This is a genomic window from Halorubrum salinarum (assembly GCF_013267195.1).
GTDB classification, from domain to species: Archaea; Halobacteriota; Halobacteria; order Halobacteriales; family Haloferacaceae; genus Halorubrum; species Halorubrum salinarum.
Map to the genome: position 1 here is coordinate 590,038 of NZ_CP053941.1, position 17,052 is coordinate 607,089.

The following is a 17,052-nucleotide window of genomic DNA, read 5'->3' on the forward strand; positions in this document are numbered from 1 at the left end:
CCGTCGCGGTCGGGCGTCCGTCAGGGCCGGCGCGGAGCCAAACCGCTTTACGACCGCCCCCGTAAGTGCGGGCAATGGCGACGTGCGACGAGTGCGGGGAGTACGAGAACCTCCCGTACCAGTGTAAGCGGTGCGGGCAGACGTTCTGCGCCGAGCACCGGCTCCCGGAGAACCACGACTGCCCGGGCCTCGCCGAGTGGGACGACCCCGGCGGCGTCTTCGACAGCGGGTTCGACGAGAGCGTCGAGGGCGGGTCGGGGGGCGGCTCCCGCTCGGGCGGCGCGTCCGCGGGGGTCGTCGATCAGGTCAAACGGCGGATCGACCACGAGACCAGCACCGGCGGGCTGATCAGCTACTTCCGCAACAACGCGACGTACGCCCTCCTGCTGGCGATGTGGGTGACGTTCCTCCTCCAGTGGGCGGTGACGCTGACGCTGGGGGAGGCGGCGCACAGTCAGATATTCGTGCTGCGCTCGGAGGCGGTGGGCAACGTCTGGACGTGGGTCACCTCCGTGCTGTCGCACTCGCGGGTCGGCCTGTTCCACATCATTGGCAACAGCGTCGTGATCCTGTTCTTCGGCCCGCTGGTCGAGCGCGCGGTGGGCTCGAAGAAGTTCGTCGCGTTCTTCTTCCTGTCGGGGATGCTCGCGGGCCTCGGCCACGTCCTCTTCGCGATCGCGACGAATGCCCCGCCGACGGGCGTGCTCGGCGCCAGCGGCGCCGGCTTCGCGATCCTCGGCGTTCTCACGGTCTGGCGGCCGAACATGCAGGTGCTGCTGTTCTTCGTGGTCCCGATGAAGATCAAGTACCTGACGTGGGGGATCGCGATCGTCTCCGCGGCGCTCGTGGTCCAGACCGGGACCGGCGGCGTCGGCGGGATCGCCCACCTCGCGCACCTGATCGGCTTCGCCATCGGCCTCGCGTTCGGCAAGCGCAACGAGGGGCTCGCGCGCTCCGCGGGCGGCATGGGCGGCGTCTCGATGGGCGGCGCCCGCGGCCCGCGCGGCCCCGGCGGTCCGGGCGGCCCCGGCGGGCGGTTCTGATGGACCTCGCGCGGCCCGATCTCCGCCCGGACCCGTCGCTGTCGCGCGCGCGGATGGAGGCCCTCCAGCGCGACATCGCGGCCGCCGCGGTCTTCGCGGACGACGGCGCGCCCGAGCCGGCTGCCGTCGCGATCGACAAGGGCGCCTCGCTCGCGGACGGACTCCCCCCGGCGCGCGACGACGTGCAGGAGCGGTTGGGGGCCGACGCGGGGCCGGCGGACGCCGAATCTCCGGAACGCGGCCGAGACGCCCCCACCGTCGTCGGCGTCGACCAGGCGTTCCTCACCGACCGGGCGGACGGTCGCCCGGACGCCGCCGTCTCCGCCGCGGTCGCGCTCCGGGGCGGGAGGGTGGTCGAGTACGCGAGCGCGACGACACCGCTGTCGATCCCGTACGTCCCCGGCCTGCTCGCGTTCCGGGAGGGGGAGCCGATACTGGCCGCGCTCGACGCGCTCGACGCCGACCCCGACCTGCTGGTCTGTGACGGCTCGGGCCGGATCCACTACCGGGAGGCGGGGCTCGCGACGCACGTCGGCGTCCTCCGCGACGTGCCCAGCGTCGGCGTCGCCAAGAGCCTCCTCTGTGGCGAGCCCGACGAGCCGACCGACGAGCGGCCCGAGGGCTGGCGCACGCCGATCCGGGCGGACGACGCGGTGACGACGGCGGAGCCGGGCACGGTGATCGGCCACGCGTTCCAGTCGCGCCAGTACCCGAACAGCAGGCGCGTGAACCCGCTGTACGTGAGCCCGGGGCACCGCGTCTCGGCGGAGACCGCGGTCGCCCTCGTCGCGGCCCTGTGCGCGGGGTACAAGCTCCCGGAGCCGACGCGGCTCGCGGACGCCCACGCGGAGCGGGCGAAGCGGGACGCGGAGTGAGCGCCGGACCGCCTCCCGCGCCGAGCGGTATGTCAGCAGTTGCCACGGTAGGCGGTTTTTAGGCGGTCGGCCGCGAACGCGGAGACATGACAGACGACGACGGGAAGAGTCCGATGTCCGCGGAGGAGTTCCGGTCGCTGACCGACGGGTTAGTGCGACAGAGTTCGGGCGGCGGAACGACCGTCTACAAGAACGCGGCGGGAGTCGGCTGTCCGAACCCCGACTGCGACCGCGGCGTCTTCCAGACGCTGTTCGTCAGCGACCACGGCTGGCAGCAGATCGGCGCGACCCGGGACGGCATCGACCTCTGTCTAGTCAACACGGAGTCGAAGCGGCTCGTCTTCATCCACGACGAGTGAGCGCCGAAGTGCGGTGAGAGGTCTCAGTCGTCGTCCGCGGCGGAACCGGCGTCGGGCTCGGCCGCGCAGCGGTTCGGGCCCAGTTCGAGTTCGATCGCCGCGGTCACGTCCGGCGGCGACTCGACGCCGCGGTTGGCCGCGATCACCGACTCGTAGTTCGGCGGCTTCTCCGGGAGCGTCCGGGTGATCCGGTCGACGAACGCCGCCCGGTCGAGCTCGAGGACTTCGATCCCGCGGCGCGCGTCCCCGACAGTCGTGAACACGGGCTCGCCGGGCTCGGCGCCGCCGGTCGTCCCGTCGTTCGCGACGGCGAAGTGACCGGGGCAGACGACGACGCCGTCCGGCTGCGCGAGCAGCGTCCCGTGGAGCGAGTCGTACAGCCGACGAGCCGCGCCCGCGGCGCCCTCGTCGCCGTCTCCGGCGGCCGCCGACTCGTCGCCCCCGCCCGCCGAGAACTGGAGCTCCGTGCGGCCGACGCCCTCGGTGAACAGCGTGTCGCCCGTGAGGACCGCGGCGCCGCCGATCAGGTAGCTCGCGCCGTCGTCGGTGTGGCCGGGCGTCGCGAGCGCCTTCAGGTCGACGCCGCCGACGTCAAGCGTCTCGTTGCGGCCGATCGGTTCGAAGGCATGCGCCACGTCGCGGTCGGCGGCCGCGGCCGGGAGGTAATACGGGACGCCGAGGTCGTCGGCGAGCGCGCGGCCGCCGGAGAGGTGGTCGGCGTGGACGTGCGTGTCGAGGACGGCCGCTATCGACGCGTCGCGCTCCGCGGCCGCCGCGACCCACTCGTCGCCGTGTCTGGAGACGTCGATAGCGACGGCGATGCGGTCGGCGCCGTCGGGATCAGCGACGGCGATGCGGTCGGCGCCGTCGGCGTCGTCCGCGGGTGCGCCCGCCGGGACGTGGTCGGCCTCGCCCGGCTCGCGTCCGCCGACGGCGAGGTACCCCAGACACCCCTTCGCGCGGCGCTGGACCTGGACGAGGTCGAGCGGCGGGGCGTCGTCGGGCCCGTCGGGGAGCGGGACCTCGGTCCGGTCGTACACCGCGGACCACCCGCGCATCCCGTCGGCGACGACGGTCACGTCCTCGTACCCCGCCGCGGCGAGTTCGGCGGCGAAGTCCTCCGAGGCCTTCCCCTTCGCGCAGAGCGTGACAATGCTGTCGCCGGGGGAGAGGCCGGTCTCGCGCTCGAAGTCGGCGAGGTCGAACTCGTGGAACGGCTTGTAGAAGTAGTGGACGGCGTCCGCCACGCGCCACCCCTCGAAGCTCTCCTCGGGTCGCGTGTCGACCACGGTGAACGACCGGTCGCCGCGCCGGCGCGCGTCGATCCTGTCGCGGAACTCGTCGGCGGAGATGGTCTCGACCATACCGGGGTGGCGTGCCGAGCGAGCAAAAGCGCTCGGTGGACGGGAGGCCGAGACCGCCGTCAGCGGATGGACTGCGGCGCCCGCTCGGCGGGGCGCGCCACCGCGACCGCGATGGGGAGGATTTATTCGGAGCGACCGGCCAGCGGGCGTATGGTCGAGGCGTTCGCGGTCGCCAGCGGGAAGGGCGGCACGGGGAAGACGACGAGCACGCTCGCGCTCGGGATGGCGCTCGCGGCCGACCACGACGTGACCGTCGTGGACGCCGACACCGGGATGGCGAACCTCCTCTTCCACGCCGGGCTCGACGACGCGGCGGTCACCCTCCACGACCTGCTCGTCGAGGGGACCGCGACGGACGTGAGCGAGGCGGTCTACGAGCGGTTCGGGCTCTCGGTCGTCCCCTGCGGCACCTCGCTGGCCGGCTTCGAGGCCGCGGAGCCGGAGCGGCTCCGCGACGTGGTGGCGGCGCTCGCGCGCGACACCGACGTGCTCCTGCTCGACTCGCCGGCCGCGCTGGGGTCGAAGTCGGCCGTCCTGCCGGTCGTGCTCGCGGACCGCGTCGTGGTCGTCGTCGAGCCGACGATCCCCGCGCTCTCGGACGGGCTGAAGGTCCAGGAGTACGCGCGGTCGTACGGCACGGAGACGGCCGGCGTCCTGTTCAACAAGGTCCGGGACGATACCGACGACGTGGCGGCGCAGGCGGAGCGCCACTTCGGCGGCCCCGTCCTCGCGAACGTCCCCGAGAGCGACGCCGTCCGGGCGGCGCGGCGGGCCGGCGAACCGCTGCTCGCCCACGCGCCCGAGAGCGAGGCCGCGGCGCGCTACCGGCGGGCCGCCGACCGGCTGGACGTGCGCGACGGCGACGGCGACGCGGTCGCCGACCGGTTCCGCAGCGCGGTCGTCCCCGACACGCCATGAGCGGGGGGTCGGAGGGCGACGGTTCGGAAAGCGACGGTTCGGAACCGGCGGCGCTCACCATCCCGCGTGGGACCCTCCTGCGCTCGCGGGTGGTCTCGGACGTGGGCACGACGCTCTCTCGCGCGCTCGACCGCGGGCTCACCGGCTACGCGACGCTCGTGCCCCAGGAGACGCTGCTGCTGTCGGGCGAGGCTCGCGGCGTGATCACCTTCGAGGACGGCGTGCCGGTGCTGGCGTACAACACCGTGACCGACAGCGGCGGGCCGGACGCGCTCGCCGAGCTCGCGGTCCCCGGCCCCTACCGCGTCGAGCTGTACGCCGTCGACGCGAGCGGGCTGGCGGCGGCCCACGAGGAGGACGCGCTGCGCGTCGCGCCCGACGCGGCCGCGACCGAGCTGGCCGACGACGCCGCCCTCGCCGAGCGGACCCGCGAAGCGGCACCCGACGAGCGCCTGCGCGACGGCGCCGACGAGGACGACGCCGTCGCCGCCTTCCTCGCAGACGACGAGCGGATCGACGCCATCCGCGAGCAGGCGCGGGCCGAGGCCCGCGACCGCGCCGCCGAGTGGGGGCTCGACGACGCGCTCGACGAGTCCGGCGATTCGGCGGACCGCGCCCCGCCGCTCGACCCGAGTTCCGACCGCTGAGGCGCGTGACGCGGAAATCAGACGCGCGTTCAAAACGTCCGTCTCGGCGGTAATTTTTTGAGCACAGGCCATGTGAACATATGACATGTCATTCGGTGGACGAGTAGAGGCGGGGAGACGAGCGGCCGGAGGGGTCGAGGGATCGCCCGGGGCGCGGGACTCGACGGACCGGGCCGGGTCGGCCGGCGTGACGGACGCCGGGAGCGGGAGCGCGGCCGACGCCGGAGGGCGGACGGAAGAGCGAACGGGCGGCGCGGGCGACGACGGCGCGGACAGCAGCGCCGCGGACGGCGGCGGCGAGCCCGGCCGAGACCCCGACGCGTCGGTCGACGACGACCGAGTGCGCGCGAACGAACTCTTGGAGCTGCTCGGGAACCGCCGCCGGCGCCTCCTGTGGCGACACCTCCGCGCGGAGGACGCGGCCGCGGCGCTGTCGGACGCCTCCCGACAGATCGCGGCGTGGGAGAACGGCGTCGACCCCGCGGACGTCGACTACGACCAGCGGAAGAGCGTGTACACGTCGCTCCGGCAGTTCCACTGCCCGAAGATGGCCGACGCCGGGCTCGTCGAGTTCGACGACCGCGACGGGACCGTCCGGCTGACCTCGGACCTCCCGGACGAGCTCGTGATCGAGATCGAACCGGACACGGCGAACGTCAGGCGGACCGCCCTCGGCGCGCTCGCGCTCGCGACCGGCGCCGTCCTCGGCGCGTGGGCCGCCGGGCTCCCGGTGTTCGGCCCGCTCTCGTTCGCCGGGGTCGCGTTCGCCGTCGCCTTCGCCGCCGTCGCCGCGGGCGTGGTGTACGCCGTCGCCGTCCGCTCCGACCACGGCGTCTCGCTCGGCGACGCGCTGGCCCGCGTCGACGGCTGACCGACCGAGTTATCTCGGCGGAGCCCCTCGGATCGGTATCACGGTCCTCCGACTCCTGCGGCTGACGACGCCCGCCGACTTCGCCGCCTGGTACGCCGCCGGCCGCGCGTACACGACCGCCGTCGCCGAGGGCATGGGCTTCCCCGGCGTCGACGCGCTCGACGGCGACCGGACGGTCCGTCGGCTCCGAACGGCCCCCGACGAGCTGACCCCCGACGAGGCGCGCTCGGTCGCGACGACGCTGCTCGCGGACGGCGCGTTCTCGGAGCCGTACTGCGAGTGGCTGCCGACGTGGTACGAGCTCGCCCTGATCGCGCCGGTCCGGTACGCCGACTGGCGGCTGCGGCGGGTCGCCGGCGCGGTCGCCGAGCGCGCGTCCGTGACCGCGACCGCGCCGCGGTTCTCGCGGCCGACCGACGTGCGGATCGACGGCGCGCCGGCGCTGTCGCGGGTCGACGGCTTCCGCGAGCGGTTCCTCCTCGCCGACTCGCTGCTCCACCTGGAGTGGTTCGACCACGTCGCCGCTGCCGACGGGATCGAGGTGCCGGACGACCTCGTCGCGCGGACCCGCGAGGAGTCGCTGTCCTACTACGGCGGCGAGCGCGACCGACTCTCCCCGGAGGTCCGGCGGTTCCAGCGGCACCTGTTCGGCGACGACCGCTGGGTCCGCCGGGTCGACGAGGCGTACGGCCTCGACAGCGCGCTGTTCGGCCTCTGGGAGCGGCTCCTGCGCGACGAGCGGCGGCGGCTCGGCGGCGACTGAGCCGCGTCGGCGGGCGACCGAGTCGTACCGGACGCGCAGTCGGAGATATTTGTTACAAGTACTGTAACAAGTTACAGGAGCTAATCGCAAAACGGAAGGTAAGTATAGACCAGTTCGACCATTACGGAGTGGTACGAACCGCGTGTCGGTTCGCTGTCCCCGACCTTCGGCCCTCGTTTTCGCTCGCGGCCGCGGCGATCTCGTCGCGGTCCCGGTCCTACTCTCGACTCCGACAGAGATTGCCGTGCCGTCGGACTCCTGCGTCGCACTCGTCCGTTCACGTGGTCGCTCAACGAGTGCGGACTGGGATAGAAGGACCAGAAGTGAGTTTGACCAGCGAGGGATCCATGCCCGAATCCGAGGGGGTGTGACCGGGGTTGCCGCAGTCAGCGCCAGAGGAGTCCCGAACTGAAGCTGCTGTTCAGCGATTCGGTGTGTCGACTCCGACGCACAGAGATAACTCGGCGGCGAGTAATCTTTTATTCATCGTTACGGCTGCCGGAAGCTTCATACGTCGGCTCGCGGATCCTCCGGACACACGAATGGCAGTACTCTTGCTGGAGGACGTCGATGCCGACGACGTCGGGACCGTCGGCGGGAAGGCCGCGTCGCTCGGGGAACTCATCGGTGCGGGGCTTCCGGTGCCGCCGGGGTTCGCCGTCACCGCGGGGACGTACCGCACGTTCATCGAGGAGGCCGGGATCGACGACGAGCTGTTCGAGGCGGTCGACGTCGACCCCGAGGACTCCGCGGCGCTCCGCGAGGCGGAGGAGCGCGCGGAGGAGCTGATCCTCGGCACGCCGTTCCCCGAGCCGGTGCGCGAGGAGATCCTCGACCGATACCGGGCGATGGGCGAGGACGGCGAGGAGGCGTTCGTCGCCGTGCGCTCCTCGGCCACCGCCGAGGACCTGCCCGACTCCTCGTTCGCCGGGCAGCAGGAGACGTTCCTCAACGTCCGCGAGGAGGACCTCCTCCGGCGCGTGAAGGAGTGCTGGGCCTCGCTTTTCACGCAGCGCGCGATCTACTACCGACAGCAGCGCGGGTTCCCGCACTCCGAGGTCGATATCGCGGTCGTCGTCCAGCGGATGGTCGACGCCGAGAAGTCCGGCGTGATGTTCACCAGCCACCCCTCGACGGGCGAGCCGCAGGTCACCATCGAGGCGGCGTGGGGGCTCGGCGAGGCGGTCGTCTCCGGCACCGTCTCGCCCGACAACTACGTGTACGACCGCGAGCGCGGCGCGGTCGATCAGGTCACCGTCGCGGACAAGAAGGTCGAGATGGTGAAGGACGCGGAGACCGGCGAGACGGTCCAGCTCGACGTCGAGGAGGAGCGCCGACACGAGCGGGTCCTCTCGGACGCGGAGATCGGTGACCTCGTCGAGCTCGGGGAGCGGGTCGAGTCCCACTACGGCGCCCCCCAGGACGTCGAGTGGGCGATCTACGACGGCGAGATATATATGCTCCAGTCGCGCCCGATCACGACGATCCGCGAGGACGCCGGCGGCGAGGCGGGCGCGGACGAGGCCGGAACCGGCGGCGAGACCCCGCGGAAGTCGACCGCCGGCGACGCGTCGTCTGGCCAGCCGGGCGCGGCCAGCGTCCCGAACGGCGGAGAAGAGGAGGACGTGCTCGTCGACGGGCTCGGCGCGAGCCCGGGCGTCGTCTCCGGCGCCGTCCGGATCGTCCACAAGCTCGACCACCTCGACCAGGTCCAGGAGGGCGACGTGATGGTGACGGAGATGACCATGCCAGACATGGTGCCCGCGATGAAACGCGCCGCCGGCATCGTCACCGACGAGGGGGGGATGACGAGCCACGCGGCGATCATCTCGCGCGAACTCGGCGTCCCCGCGGTCGTCGGCACCGGCAACGGGACGCGGGTCCTCGAAGACGGCCAGCAGGTCACCCTCGACGGCGACAAGGGGACGATCCGGGCGGGCGAGTCCGAGTCGGCCGAGCCCGGCGAGGAGTTCGAACCGGTTGAGGCCGCGCGTCCCGAGACGCCCGTCAAGCCGATGACGGCGACGGAGGTGAAGGTGAACGTCTCGATCCCGGAGGCGGCCGAGCGCGCCGCGGCGACGGGCGCCGACGGCGTCGGCCTGCTCCGGATCGAGCACATGGTGCTCTCGCTCGGGAAGACGCCCGAGAAGTACATCGCCGACCACGGCGCCCGCGCCTATCAGGACGAGCTCATCGAGGGCGTCCGGCGCGTCGCCGACGAGTTCTACCCCCGACCGGTCCGCGTGCGCACCATCGACGCGCCGACCGACGAGTTCCGCGAGCTGGAGGGCGGCGAGGGCGAGCCGGCCGAACACAACCCGATGCTCGGCTGGCGGGGGATCCGGCGGAGCCTCGACAAGCCCGAGCCGTTCCGCCAGGAGCTGGCGGCGTTCGCGCGCCTCTACGACATGGGGTACGACAACCTGGAGGTGATGTTCCCCCTCGTCAACGACGCGGCCGACGTGGCGGGGATCACGGCCCACATGCGCGAGGCCGGGATCGACCCCGAGACGCACCGCTGGGGCGTGATGGTCGAGACGCCCGCCAGCGCGCTCCAGATCGAGGAGCTGGCGAACGCCGGCATCGACTTCGCCTCCTTCGGCACCAACGACCTCACGCAGTACACGCTCGCGGTCGACCGCAACAACGAGCACGTCGCCGACCGGTTCGACGAGCTCCACCCGGCCGTGTTGCGGCTCATCGGCGACACCATCGAGACGTGCCGGGAGCTCGGCGTCGACACCAGCATCTGCGGGCAGGCCGGCTCGAAGCCCGAGATGGTCGAGTTCCTCGTCGAGAAGGGAGTCTCCTCCATCTCGGCGAACATCGACGCGGTCCGGGACGTCCAACACGAGGTGAAGCGGACCGAGCAGCGGCTCCTGCTGGATTCGGTCCGCTGAGGCCGCCAGCGGGGAGTCCCTCGGACGCATCCGAGAGCGGAACGGGTAAGAGCCGTCCCCGGCAACGAGAGGGCAGATGCGACAGCCGGAACCGGAGCCGCAGTCGTTCGATCGGGTGCTCTCCTCGATGTGCACCGAGCCGCACCCGGACGCCCGCGCGGCCGCCGAGCGGTTCCTCGCGACGAACCCCGGCGACCCCGCCACCTACGAGTCGGTCGCGGAGCTGGAGGCCCGGGCGGTCGCGGGGCTCGCGACGCTCGCGGACCACCCGACGCCGGCCGACGCCGCGGGGTACGTCACCTCCGGCGGCACCGAGGCGAACATCCAGGCGGTGCGGTCCGCGCGGAACAGGCACCGCGAGGCGACGGGCGGCGGCGCGGGCGAGGTCAACGTCGTCGCCCCCGAGAGCGCGCACTTCTCGTTCACGAAGGCCGCGGCGCTGCTCGACATGGAGCTGCGGACGGTCCCCCTCGACGGGGCGCACCGCGCCGACACCGACGCCGTCGCGGCCGCGGTCGACGACGCCACCGCGCTCGTCGTCGGCGTCGCCGGCAGCACGGAGTACGGCCGCGTCGATCCGATCCCGGAGCTGGCGGCGATCGCCGGGGAGGCGGGGGCGCGGCTTCACGTCGACGCGGCGTGGGGCGGGTTCGTCCTCCCGTTCACCGACCGCGACTGGTCGTTCGCCGACGCGCCGGTCGACACGCTGACGATCGACCCCCACAAGTTCGGCCAGGCGCCGGTCCCGGCCGGGGGGTTGCTGGCCCGCGAGGACGCCGCGCTCGACGCGCTCGCGGTCGACACGCCGTACCTGGAGACGCGGTCGCAGGCGACGCTGACGGGGACGCGGAGCGGGGCAGGCGTCGCCGGCGCCGTCGCGGCGATGGACGCGCTGTGGCCCGACGGCTACCGCGAGGCGGCCGAGCGCGCGGCCGACAACGCCGACTGGCTCGCCGAGGGGCTCGCCGACCGCGGGTACGACGTGGTCGAGCCCGAGCTCCCGCTCGTCGCGGCCGACGTGCCCGAGCCGACGTTCGCCGCGCTCCGCGACGCCGGCTGGAAGGTGTCGCGGACCGGGGCGGGCGAGCTCCGCGTGGTGTGTATGCCGCACGTGACGCGGTCGACGCTGCGGGCGTTCCTCGACGACCTCGACCGGATCCGCCGGTAACCGGTCGATTTACCGGCCGAGCGACCGGTCCGGGGCGATCGCTCGCGCCGCGTTCGGATCAACATATTCACTACGGGCCGCCACGAACCGCCTCGTATGAGTTCGGACGACGTCTCTCGGCGCGCGTTCATGCGGACGGCCGGCGGTGCGGCGGCCGCCGCCGGCGCGGCGACGGCGACGGCGGGGACGGCGGCGGCACAGGAAGTGGCACCCGACTGGCCGAGCGGCGCCGAAGGGAACGTCGGGTCGTACACCGACGCCCGCGGGCAGGACTCGGTGACCATCTCGGTCGGCGCCGGCGACCAGGGCCTCGCGTTCGACCCGACCCTGGTCTGGGTCGACGAGGGGACGACGATCACCTGGGAGTGGACGGGCGCGGGCGGCGACCACAACGTCCAGACCGTCGACGGCGGCGGTCCGGCCAGCCTCGACAGCGGGAGCCCCGTCGGCGAGGAGGGGTACACCTACGAGTACGAGACGTCGAGCGAGGACGCCGGCATCACCCACTACCACTGCGTCCCCCACACCGCGGTCGGCATGCACGGCGGCATCGCCGTCGGCGAGGACGTCGCCACCGTCGAGGTCGGCGGCGGCGGGAGCTCGAACGCGGTGTTCGTCCCGGACGCCGCCCGCGCGCTCGGCATCGCGACGTTCATCGCGATGGTGAGCACGCTGGGGCTGGCGTTCGTCTTCATGAAGTACGGCGGCACGATCACCGGCCGCGAGCAGGCGTAGCGGCCGGCGACCGACCCCTTTCTGCCGGCCTCGCGCGGCTCACTCCCCGTCGACGACGTCCTCGTACAGCGCCACGTAGCGGTCGATCACCGCGTCGTGGTCGAACGAGGCGAACTCGCGGTCGACCGCGCGGCGGTCGAGGTCCCCGACCGCGACGAACTCGTCGGCCAACTCGGCCGGGCTCGTGACGAGCCGCCCGCGCTCGCGCCCCTCGACGAGCTCGTGGGCGCTGGAGTCGGCCTGGTACTCGACTAAGGCGACGCAGCCGCAGGCGACCGCCCACAGCAGGTCGGTCGCGAACGTCTCCCACGTCGCGGTCGCGACGGCGACGTGCGTCCCCTTGAATATCGGGACCCGCTCCTCGGTCGGGAGGTCGCCGAGGAACTCGACCCGGTCGTCGATCCGGAGGTCGCTCGCGGTCGCCTCGATCCGGCCGCGCTCGGGCCCGTCGCCGATCACCGCCGCGGTCCAGTCGCGGCCGCGCAGTTCGGCGAGCCCGAGAAGGAACGTCTCGACGTTGGCGTGGCGGTCGAGCCGCCGCGAGTACACCGCGTCGAACCGGTCGTCGACGCCCGCGGCCTCGACGGCGTCGAAGTCGATGCTCTCCGGGAGCACCCGCACGTCGTCGCCGTCGGCGCCGTGCTCGCGGACGCGCGTCTTGGTCGTCCGCGAGGGCGTCGTCACCGCGTCGGCGCGCCGGGCGAGCGGCCGGTACCAGCGGCGGGCGTCGGCGGGGTGGTCGCGCCACCAGTCGACGACGACCGGGACCCGCGAGAGCGACCCGGCCACCGTGGCGGCGAGCGCCGGCGTCGGCGGGCTGTTGACCGCGTGGACCACGTCGGGGTCGACGCGGCGGACCGCGCCCGGCAGCCGCGCGGCGAAGGCCCCGGGCGCGGGCTCGGCGGTGACCGACCGGTACTCGATCCCGTCCTCGTCGAAGGCGTCGACGTCGCCGCCCCACCACCGGGCGCAGAGCCAGACGACCTCGTGGCCGCGGGCGGCGAGGCCGCGGGCGGTCCGCAGGGTCCGCGTTCGCGCCGGGGTCTCCCCGTGTCCGGGGGCGAAGAGCGAGGCGAACGCGACGCGCATACGCCGACCGCACGGGGGGCGCCGGTAAAAAGACACGGCATCCGGACGGCAGACGGCGCGCCGACGGCGACCGGACCGGCCTCCCCTCGCCGGGGTTCCGTCACCCGAAACGGTTTCCGGTCACGCGCGGAACCGAGTGACATGCGACAGTACGACATCGAGCGCTACCTCAACGTGCGGAACGCGGGCGGCGCAGACTTAGGTCCCGACGGACGCCTGTCCTTCCTCCTCAACACGACCGGCACGGGGCAGGTGTGGTCGCTCCGCGAGCCGGAGTCGTGGCCCGAACAGCACACCTTCTTCGAGGAGTCCGTCTCCTTCGTCGACTCCTCGCCGGAGCGCTCCGAGGCCGTCTTCGGCATGGACGAGGGCGGCAACGAGCGCGCGCAGCTGTACCGGCTCGACTACGAGTCCGGCGCGATCGAGAACCTCACCGACATGCCGGAGGCGAAACACCGGTGGGGCGGCTGGGACTCGGCCGGCGACCGATTCGCGTTCGCGTCGAACCGCCGCGACGAGGCCGTCTTCGACGTGTACGTCCAGGGGCGCGACGAGACGGGCGACGACGCCGAACTGGTGTACGAGGGCGACGGCTGGCTCTCGGTCGCCGGGTGGTCGCCGAGCGACGACCGGCTGATCGTCCACGAGGCGCACTCGTCGTTCGACCACGACGTGTACACCCTCGACCTGTCGACCGGCGACCTGACCCACCACACGCCCCACGAGGGCGACGTGCGGTACAGCAGCCCGGAGTGGGGGCCCGACGGCGAGGGCGTGTACCTCGTCACCGACCGCGAGACCGACACGCTCCGCTTGGAGCGGCTCGACCTGGAGACCGACGAGTTCGCCGTCGTCGCGGACGGCGGCGAGTGGAACGTCGACGGCGTCGCGATAGACGAGGACACCCGCCGGCTCGTCTACTCCCGGAACGTCGACGGCTACACCGAGCTCACCGCCGGCGAGCTCGTCGCTCCCGACCGGATCGACGAGTTCCCGACGCCGGACCTGCCGCGGGGCGTCGCGGGCGGCGTGAGCTTCGGCCCCGACGGCGACCGGTTCGCCGTCACGTCGACGGGCAGCACGCACAACGCGAACGTCTTCGTCGTCGAGGCGACCACCGGCGAGGCGGAACGGTGGACGCGAGCCTCGACCGCGGGCATCCCCGCGGACACGTTCGTCGAGCGCGAACTGGTCCACTACCCCACCTTCGACGGGCGGGAGATCCCCGCGTTCTTCTCCGTGCCCGAGACGGAGCCGCCGGAGTCGGGCTACCCGGTCGTCGTCGACATCCACGGCGGCCCCGAGTCGCAGCGCCGGCCCTCCTTCGCCTCGGTCACCCAGTACCTGCTGAACAACGGGTACGCGGTCTTCGAGCCGAACGTCCGCGGCTCGTCGGGCTACGGGAAGGCGTACTCGGGGCTCGACGACGTGGAGAACCGGATGGACTCGGTGAAGGACATCCGGGAGGGGGTCGGCTGGCTCCACGACCACCCCGAGGTCGACCCGGACCGCGTCGTCGCGATGGGCGGCTCCTACGGCGGGTTCATGGTGCTGGCGTCGCTGACGGAGTACCCGGAGCTGTGGGCCGCGGGCGTCGACATCGTCGGCATCGCGAACTTCGTCACGTTCCTCGAAAACACCGGGGACTGGCGGCGCTCGCTGCGCGAGGCCGAGTACGGCTCGCTGGAGGAGGACCGCGAGTTCCTCGAGTCCGTCTCGCCGATCAACAACATCGAGCGGATCGAGGCGCCCCTGTTCGTCCTCCACGGCGAGAACGACCCGCGGGTGCCCGTCGGCGAGGCCGAACAGATCGTCGAGGAGGCCCGCGAGCAGGGCGTGCCGGTCCGGAAGCTGATCTTCGAGGACGAGGGGCACGGGTTCGCGAAGCTCGACAACCGGATCGAGGCGTACCGCGAGATCGTCGACTTCCTCGCCGAACACGTCTGACCCGACCGCGCGGTCGCTCTCCCCGCGTCTTCACGGTCGTCGAACGGCCGTGACGGTTATACGGGCTCGCCGACGAGGATAGGGGGAATGAGTGCCTCCGAGCCGTACGGGCTACTGCTCGACCAGGCGCAGGACAAGGTCGCCCTGTTGAGCGTCGACGGCGAGTACACGTACGTCAACGCGGCCGCGGAGGAGATCCTCGGGTTCGAGCCGGACGAGCTCGTTGGAACGAACGCCTTCGGGTACGTCCACCCCGACGACCGGGCGGCCGTGCGGCGCACCTTCGAGGGGGCGATCCGGACCGACGATTTCACCGAGGTCACGGCGGAGTACCGCCACCGGGCCAAAGACGGCTCGTGGGTGTGGCTGGAGAGCCGGATGTCGAACCTCACCGACGGGGAGCTCGGCGGGTTCGTCGTCAGTTCGCGGGACATCACCGACCGCGTGGCGGCCGAGCGCGAGCGCGAGGAGGCGACCGCGCACCTCCGGGAGATCGCCGCGGTCTCCAGCGACGTGCTCTGGATGTTCGACGCCGACTGGTCGGAGCTGCTCTTCGCGAACCCGGCGTACGAGGAGATGTACGGCGGCTCGCTCGACGAGCTCCGCGGCGACCCCGCGACGTTCCTCGACGCGATCCACCCCGAGGACCGCCCGGCCGTGAAGGAGGCGATGGAACGGCTCTCCGCGGGCGAATCGGTCGACATGGAGTACCGCGTGAACGCCGCGGAGGACTACAAGCGGTGGGTCTGGGTTCAGGGCGAGCCAATCGTCGAGGACGGCGAGGTCGTCCGGATCACGGGGTTCACGAAGGACGTCACGGACCGGCGGCGCCGCGAGCGCCAGCTCGTCGTGATGGACAACCTCCTCCGGCACAACCTCCGGAACGACCTCAACATCGTCCTCGGGAAGGCCGAGGAGCTCGAAGACGAGGTCCCCGGGTCGGCGGAGCACACGGCGGTGATCCGGCGGGTCGGCGAGAGCCTCCTCGACACCGCACAGAAGGAGCGGGAGGTGATCGAGCTCATCACCGACCAGCGGGGGACCGACGCGATCGACCTCCGGAGCGTGGTCGAGGAGGCCGTCGAGACCGTCGGCGAGCGGTACCCGGAGGGGTCGATCGCGGTCGACGGGCTCGACGCCGTCGTCGTCGACGGGGGCTGCGAGCTCCGCTCGGCGGTGATCGAGCTCCTGGAGAACCCGTTCCAGCACAGCGACGACGGGAGTCCGGCGGTGACGGTGCGCCTCCGCAGTACCGAGGAGGGAGCCGAGCTCGTCGTCGAGGACGACCTGCCGCCCATCCCGGCGGTCGAGGCCGACGTGCTCACCGGCGACCACGACATGAGCCACGTGTACCACAGCAGCGGGCTCGGGTTCTGGCTCGTCTACTGGAGCGTGGAGCTGTCGAACGGGAGCGTGTCGGTCGAGGTCGGCACGGGGGGCGACGAGCGGGGCAACCGGATCACGGTGTCGCTGCCGCGCGCGGCGGAGTGAGGCGGTCCGCGCGGCCGCGGCCCGGCGGTTACCAGTCCGGCCCGAAGTCGGGGTTGAGCTGGCGGTCGGTGCGGCCGAGGTCGTCGATCGCCGCGACGTCCTCGTCGTCGAGGTCGAGGTCGACGCTGGCGAGGTTGTCGCGGATGTGGTCGATCCCGGTCGCCTTCGGGATGGCCGTGACGCCGGACTCGCGGAGCCACGCGAGGCTCACCTGCGCCGCGCTGACGCCGTGCTTCTCGGCGATGTCGACGATCGCCGGGTCGTCGAGGACCTCGCCGCGCGCGAGCGGCGAGTAGGCGACCAGCTCCACCCCGTTGGCGTCGGCGTACTCGCGGAGCTCCTCCTGGCGGAGCAGCGGGTGCATCTCGACCTGGTTCGCGAACGGCGCCTCGCCGAGCGCGTCCGCCGCGGCGTCGAGGTGTTCCGGCTCGAAGTTGGAGACGCCGATGCGGTCGATCAGGCCGTCGTCGCGCAGCTCGGCGAACGCCGGCAGCGTCTCCGCGGGCTCGTACTCCCCGGCCGGCCAGTGGACGTACATGAGGTCGACCGAGTCGACGCCGAGCTTGTCGAGGCTCTCGCGGGTCGACGCCGCCACGTCCTCGGGTGCGAGGTTGTCGATCCACACCTTCGACGCGAGGAAGACGTCCTCGCGGTCGACGTCGCTCGCCGCGATCCCCTCGCCGACGGCCGCCTCGTTGCCGTAGATCTGGGCGGTGTCGACGTGGCGGTAGCCGGCGTCGAGCGCGTTCGCGACCGACTCGGTGCACTGGGCGGGCTCGTCGTTCTCCCACGTGCCGAGCCCGAGGACGGGCATCCCGTTTCGGGTCGGTACCGCGGGCTGCTGCTGTCGGTCTGTCATCGCCCGCCTCTACTCGCGTGAGC

The 17,052-nt window shown here is 72.5% G+C and carries 15 protein-coding genes; 12 read left to right on the forward strand and 3 right to left on the reverse strand.

Translation table 11 applies throughout. From position 1 onward, the window contains the following. Positions 1 to 74 precede the first annotated feature (74 nt). The 3 genes from HPS36_RS03100 to HPS36_RS03110 all read left to right on the forward strand — a co-directional run bounded on the left by HPS36_RS03100 (position 75) and on the right by HPS36_RS03110 (position 2,277). On the forward strand, positions 75 to 1,043 hold the full coding sequence (locus HPS36_RS03100; RefSeq protein WP_121561773.1) for a rhomboid family intramembrane serine protease: 969 nt from the start codon (positions 75 to 77) through the stop codon (positions 1,041 to 1,043). Continuing rightward, positions 1,043 to 1,918 carry an endonuclease V gene (locus HPS36_RS03105; protein ID WP_173228461.1) on the forward strand — a complete coding sequence of 292 codons (876 nt, stop codon included), beginning with the start codon at positions 1,043 to 1,045 and terminating at the stop codon, positions 1,916 to 1,918. The genes HPS36_RS03100 and HPS36_RS03105 overlap by 1 nt, the downstream gene beginning before the upstream one ends. Positions 1,919 to 2,004: 86 nt before the next feature. After that, on the forward strand, positions 2,005 to 2,277 hold the full coding sequence (locus HPS36_RS03110; protein ID WP_121561771.1) for a DUF7385 family protein: 273 nt from the start codon (positions 2,005 to 2,007) through the stop codon (positions 2,275 to 2,277). Between the two features lie 23 nt (positions 2,278 to 2,300). Here HPS36_RS03110 and HPS36_RS03115 read toward each other — a convergent pair whose 3' ends face one another. Beyond that, positions 2,301 to 3,641 carry an MBL fold metallo-hydrolase gene (locus HPS36_RS03115; RefSeq protein WP_173228462.1) on the reverse strand — a complete coding sequence of 447 codons (1,341 nt, stop codon included), beginning with the start codon at positions 3,639 to 3,641 and terminating at the stop codon, positions 2,301 to 2,303. Between the two features lie 150 nt (positions 3,642 to 3,791). Here HPS36_RS03115 and HPS36_RS03120 point away from each other — a divergent pair, with 150 nt between their 5' ends. From HPS36_RS03120 to HPS36_RS03150, 7 genes are all read left to right on the forward strand, one after another. Beyond that, a complete protein-coding gene (locus tag HPS36_RS03120; protein ID WP_137717126.1) occupies positions 3,792 to 4,559 on the forward strand; it encodes a nucleotide-binding protein in 768 nt (255 codons plus the stop codon). After that, a complete protein-coding gene (locus HPS36_RS03125) occupies positions 4,556 to 5,206 on the forward strand; it encodes a hypothetical protein (protein WP_173228463.1) in 651 nt (216 codons plus the stop codon). The genes HPS36_RS03120 and HPS36_RS03125 overlap by 4 nt, the downstream gene beginning before the upstream one ends. Before the next feature lie 85 nt (positions 5,207 to 5,291). Continuing rightward, positions 5,292 to 6,077 carry a DUF7344 domain-containing protein gene (locus HPS36_RS03130; RefSeq protein WP_173228464.1) on the forward strand — a complete coding sequence of 262 codons (786 nt, stop codon included), beginning with the start codon at positions 5,292 to 5,294 and terminating at the stop codon, positions 6,075 to 6,077. A gap of 133 nt (positions 6,078 to 6,210) precedes the next feature. Next, on the forward strand, positions 6,211 to 6,840 hold the full coding sequence (locus HPS36_RS03135; protein ID WP_173228465.1) for a hypothetical protein: 630 nt from the start codon (positions 6,211 to 6,213) through the stop codon (positions 6,838 to 6,840). Positions 6,841 to 7,382: 542 nt separating this feature from the next. Further along, positions 7,383 to 9,740 carry a phosphoenolpyruvate synthase gene (ppsA, locus tag HPS36_RS03140; RefSeq protein ID WP_137717123.1) on the forward strand — a complete coding sequence of 786 codons (2,358 nt, stop codon included), beginning with the start codon at positions 7,383 to 7,385 and terminating at the stop codon, positions 9,738 to 9,740. A gap of 76 nt (positions 9,741 to 9,816) precedes the next feature. Continuing rightward, complete coding sequence (gene mfnA / locus HPS36_RS03145) at positions 9,817 to 10,908, forward strand: tyrosine decarboxylase MfnA (protein WP_173228466.1); 1,092 nt, start codon at positions 9,817 to 9,819, stop codon at positions 10,906 to 10,908. A gap of 96 nt (positions 10,909 to 11,004) precedes the next feature. Continuing rightward, a complete protein-coding gene (locus HPS36_RS03150) occupies positions 11,005 to 11,643 on the forward strand; it encodes a halocyanin domain-containing protein (RefSeq protein WP_173228467.1) in 639 nt (212 codons plus the stop codon). A 39-nt stretch (positions 11,644 to 11,682) separates the two neighbouring features. Here the strand turns inward: HPS36_RS03150 and HPS36_RS03155 are convergent, their stop codons facing one another. Next, positions 11,683 to 12,732, reverse strand: coding sequence for a glycosyltransferase (locus HPS36_RS03155; RefSeq protein WP_173228468.1), 1,050 nt, complete (start codon positions 12,730 to 12,732; stop codon positions 11,683 to 11,685). A gap of 141 nt (positions 12,733 to 12,873) precedes the next feature. Between HPS36_RS03155 and HPS36_RS03160 the strand changes: the two genes are divergently transcribed. Both HPS36_RS03160 and HPS36_RS03165 read left to right on the forward strand, forming a co-directional pair. Then, a complete protein-coding gene (locus HPS36_RS03160) occupies positions 12,874 to 14,679 on the forward strand; it encodes a S9 family peptidase (RefSeq protein ID WP_173228469.1) in 1,806 nt (601 codons plus the stop codon). Positions 14,680 to 14,766: 87 nt separating this feature from the next. Then, positions 14,767 to 16,170, forward strand: a complete 1,404-nt coding sequence (locus HPS36_RS03165; protein ID WP_173228470.1) for a PAS domain-containing sensor histidine kinase — start codon at positions 14,767 to 14,769, stop codon at positions 16,168 to 16,170. 28 nt (positions 16,171 to 16,198) lie between these two features. On the opposite strand, the gene HPS36_RS03170 is transcribed toward HPS36_RS03165, so the two are convergent. Further along, entirely contained in the window at positions 16,199 to 16,984 is a 786-nt protein-coding gene (locus tag HPS36_RS03170) for an aldo/keto reductase (protein WP_173230777.1), read from the reverse strand. Between the last annotated feature and the right edge of the window lie 68 nt (positions 16,985 to 17,052).

What these genes read in the sequence shown, in the direction of transcription:
- HPS36_RS03120 (WP_137717126.1), top strand. Translation starts at nt 3,792, where the DNA reads ATGGTCGAGGCGTTCGCGGTCGCCAGCGGGAAGGGCGGCACGGGGAAG.
- HPS36_RS03110 (WP_121561771.1), top strand. Translation starts at nt 2,005, where the DNA reads ATGACAGACGACGACGGGAAGAGTCCGATGTCCGCGGAGGAGTTCCGG.
- HPS36_RS03125 (WP_173228463.1), top strand. Translation starts at nt 4,556, where the DNA reads ATGAGCGGGGGGTCGGAGGGCGACGGTTCGGAAAGCGACGGTTCGGAA.
- HPS36_RS03155 (WP_173228468.1), bottom strand. Translation starts at nt 12,732, where the DNA reads ATGCGCGTCGCGTTCGCCTCGCTCTTCGCCCCCGGACACGGGGAGACC.
- HPS36_RS03135 (WP_173228465.1), top strand. Translation starts at nt 6,211, where the DNA reads ATGGGCTTCCCCGGCGTCGACGCGCTCGACGGCGACCGGACGGTCCGT.
- HPS36_RS03130 (WP_173228464.1), top strand. Translation starts at nt 5,292, where the DNA reads ATGTCATTCGGTGGACGAGTAGAGGCGGGGAGACGAGCGGCCGGAGGG.
- mfnA (WP_173228466.1), top strand. Translation starts at nt 9,817, where the DNA reads ATGCGACAGCCGGAACCGGAGCCGCAGTCGTTCGATCGGGTGCTCTCC.
- HPS36_RS03150 (WP_173228467.1), top strand. Translation starts at nt 11,005, where the DNA reads ATGAGTTCGGACGACGTCTCTCGGCGCGCGTTCATGCGGACGGCCGGC.
- HPS36_RS03100 (WP_121561773.1), top strand. Translation starts at nt 75, where the DNA reads ATGGCGACGTGCGACGAGTGCGGGGAGTACGAGAACCTCCCGTACCAG.
- HPS36_RS03170 (WP_173230777.1), bottom strand. Translation starts at nt 16,984, where the DNA reads ATGCCCGTCCTCGGGCTCGGCACGTGGGAGAACGACGAGCCCGCCCAG.
- HPS36_RS03105 (WP_173228461.1), top strand. Translation starts at nt 1,043, where the DNA reads ATGGACCTCGCGCGGCCCGATCTCCGCCCGGACCCGTCGCTGTCGCGC.
- HPS36_RS03165 (WP_173228470.1), top strand. Translation starts at nt 14,767, where the DNA reads ATGAGTGCCTCCGAGCCGTACGGGCTACTGCTCGACCAGGCGCAGGAC.
- HPS36_RS03115 (WP_173228462.1), bottom strand. Translation starts at nt 3,641, where the DNA reads ATGGTCGAGACCATCTCCGCCGACGAGTTCCGCGACAGGATCGACGCG.
- HPS36_RS03160 (WP_173228469.1), top strand. Translation starts at nt 12,874, where the DNA reads ATGCGACAGTACGACATCGAGCGCTACCTCAACGTGCGGAACGCGGGC.
- ppsA (WP_137717123.1), top strand. Translation starts at nt 7,383, where the DNA reads ATGGCAGTACTCTTGCTGGAGGACGTCGATGCCGACGACGTCGGGACC.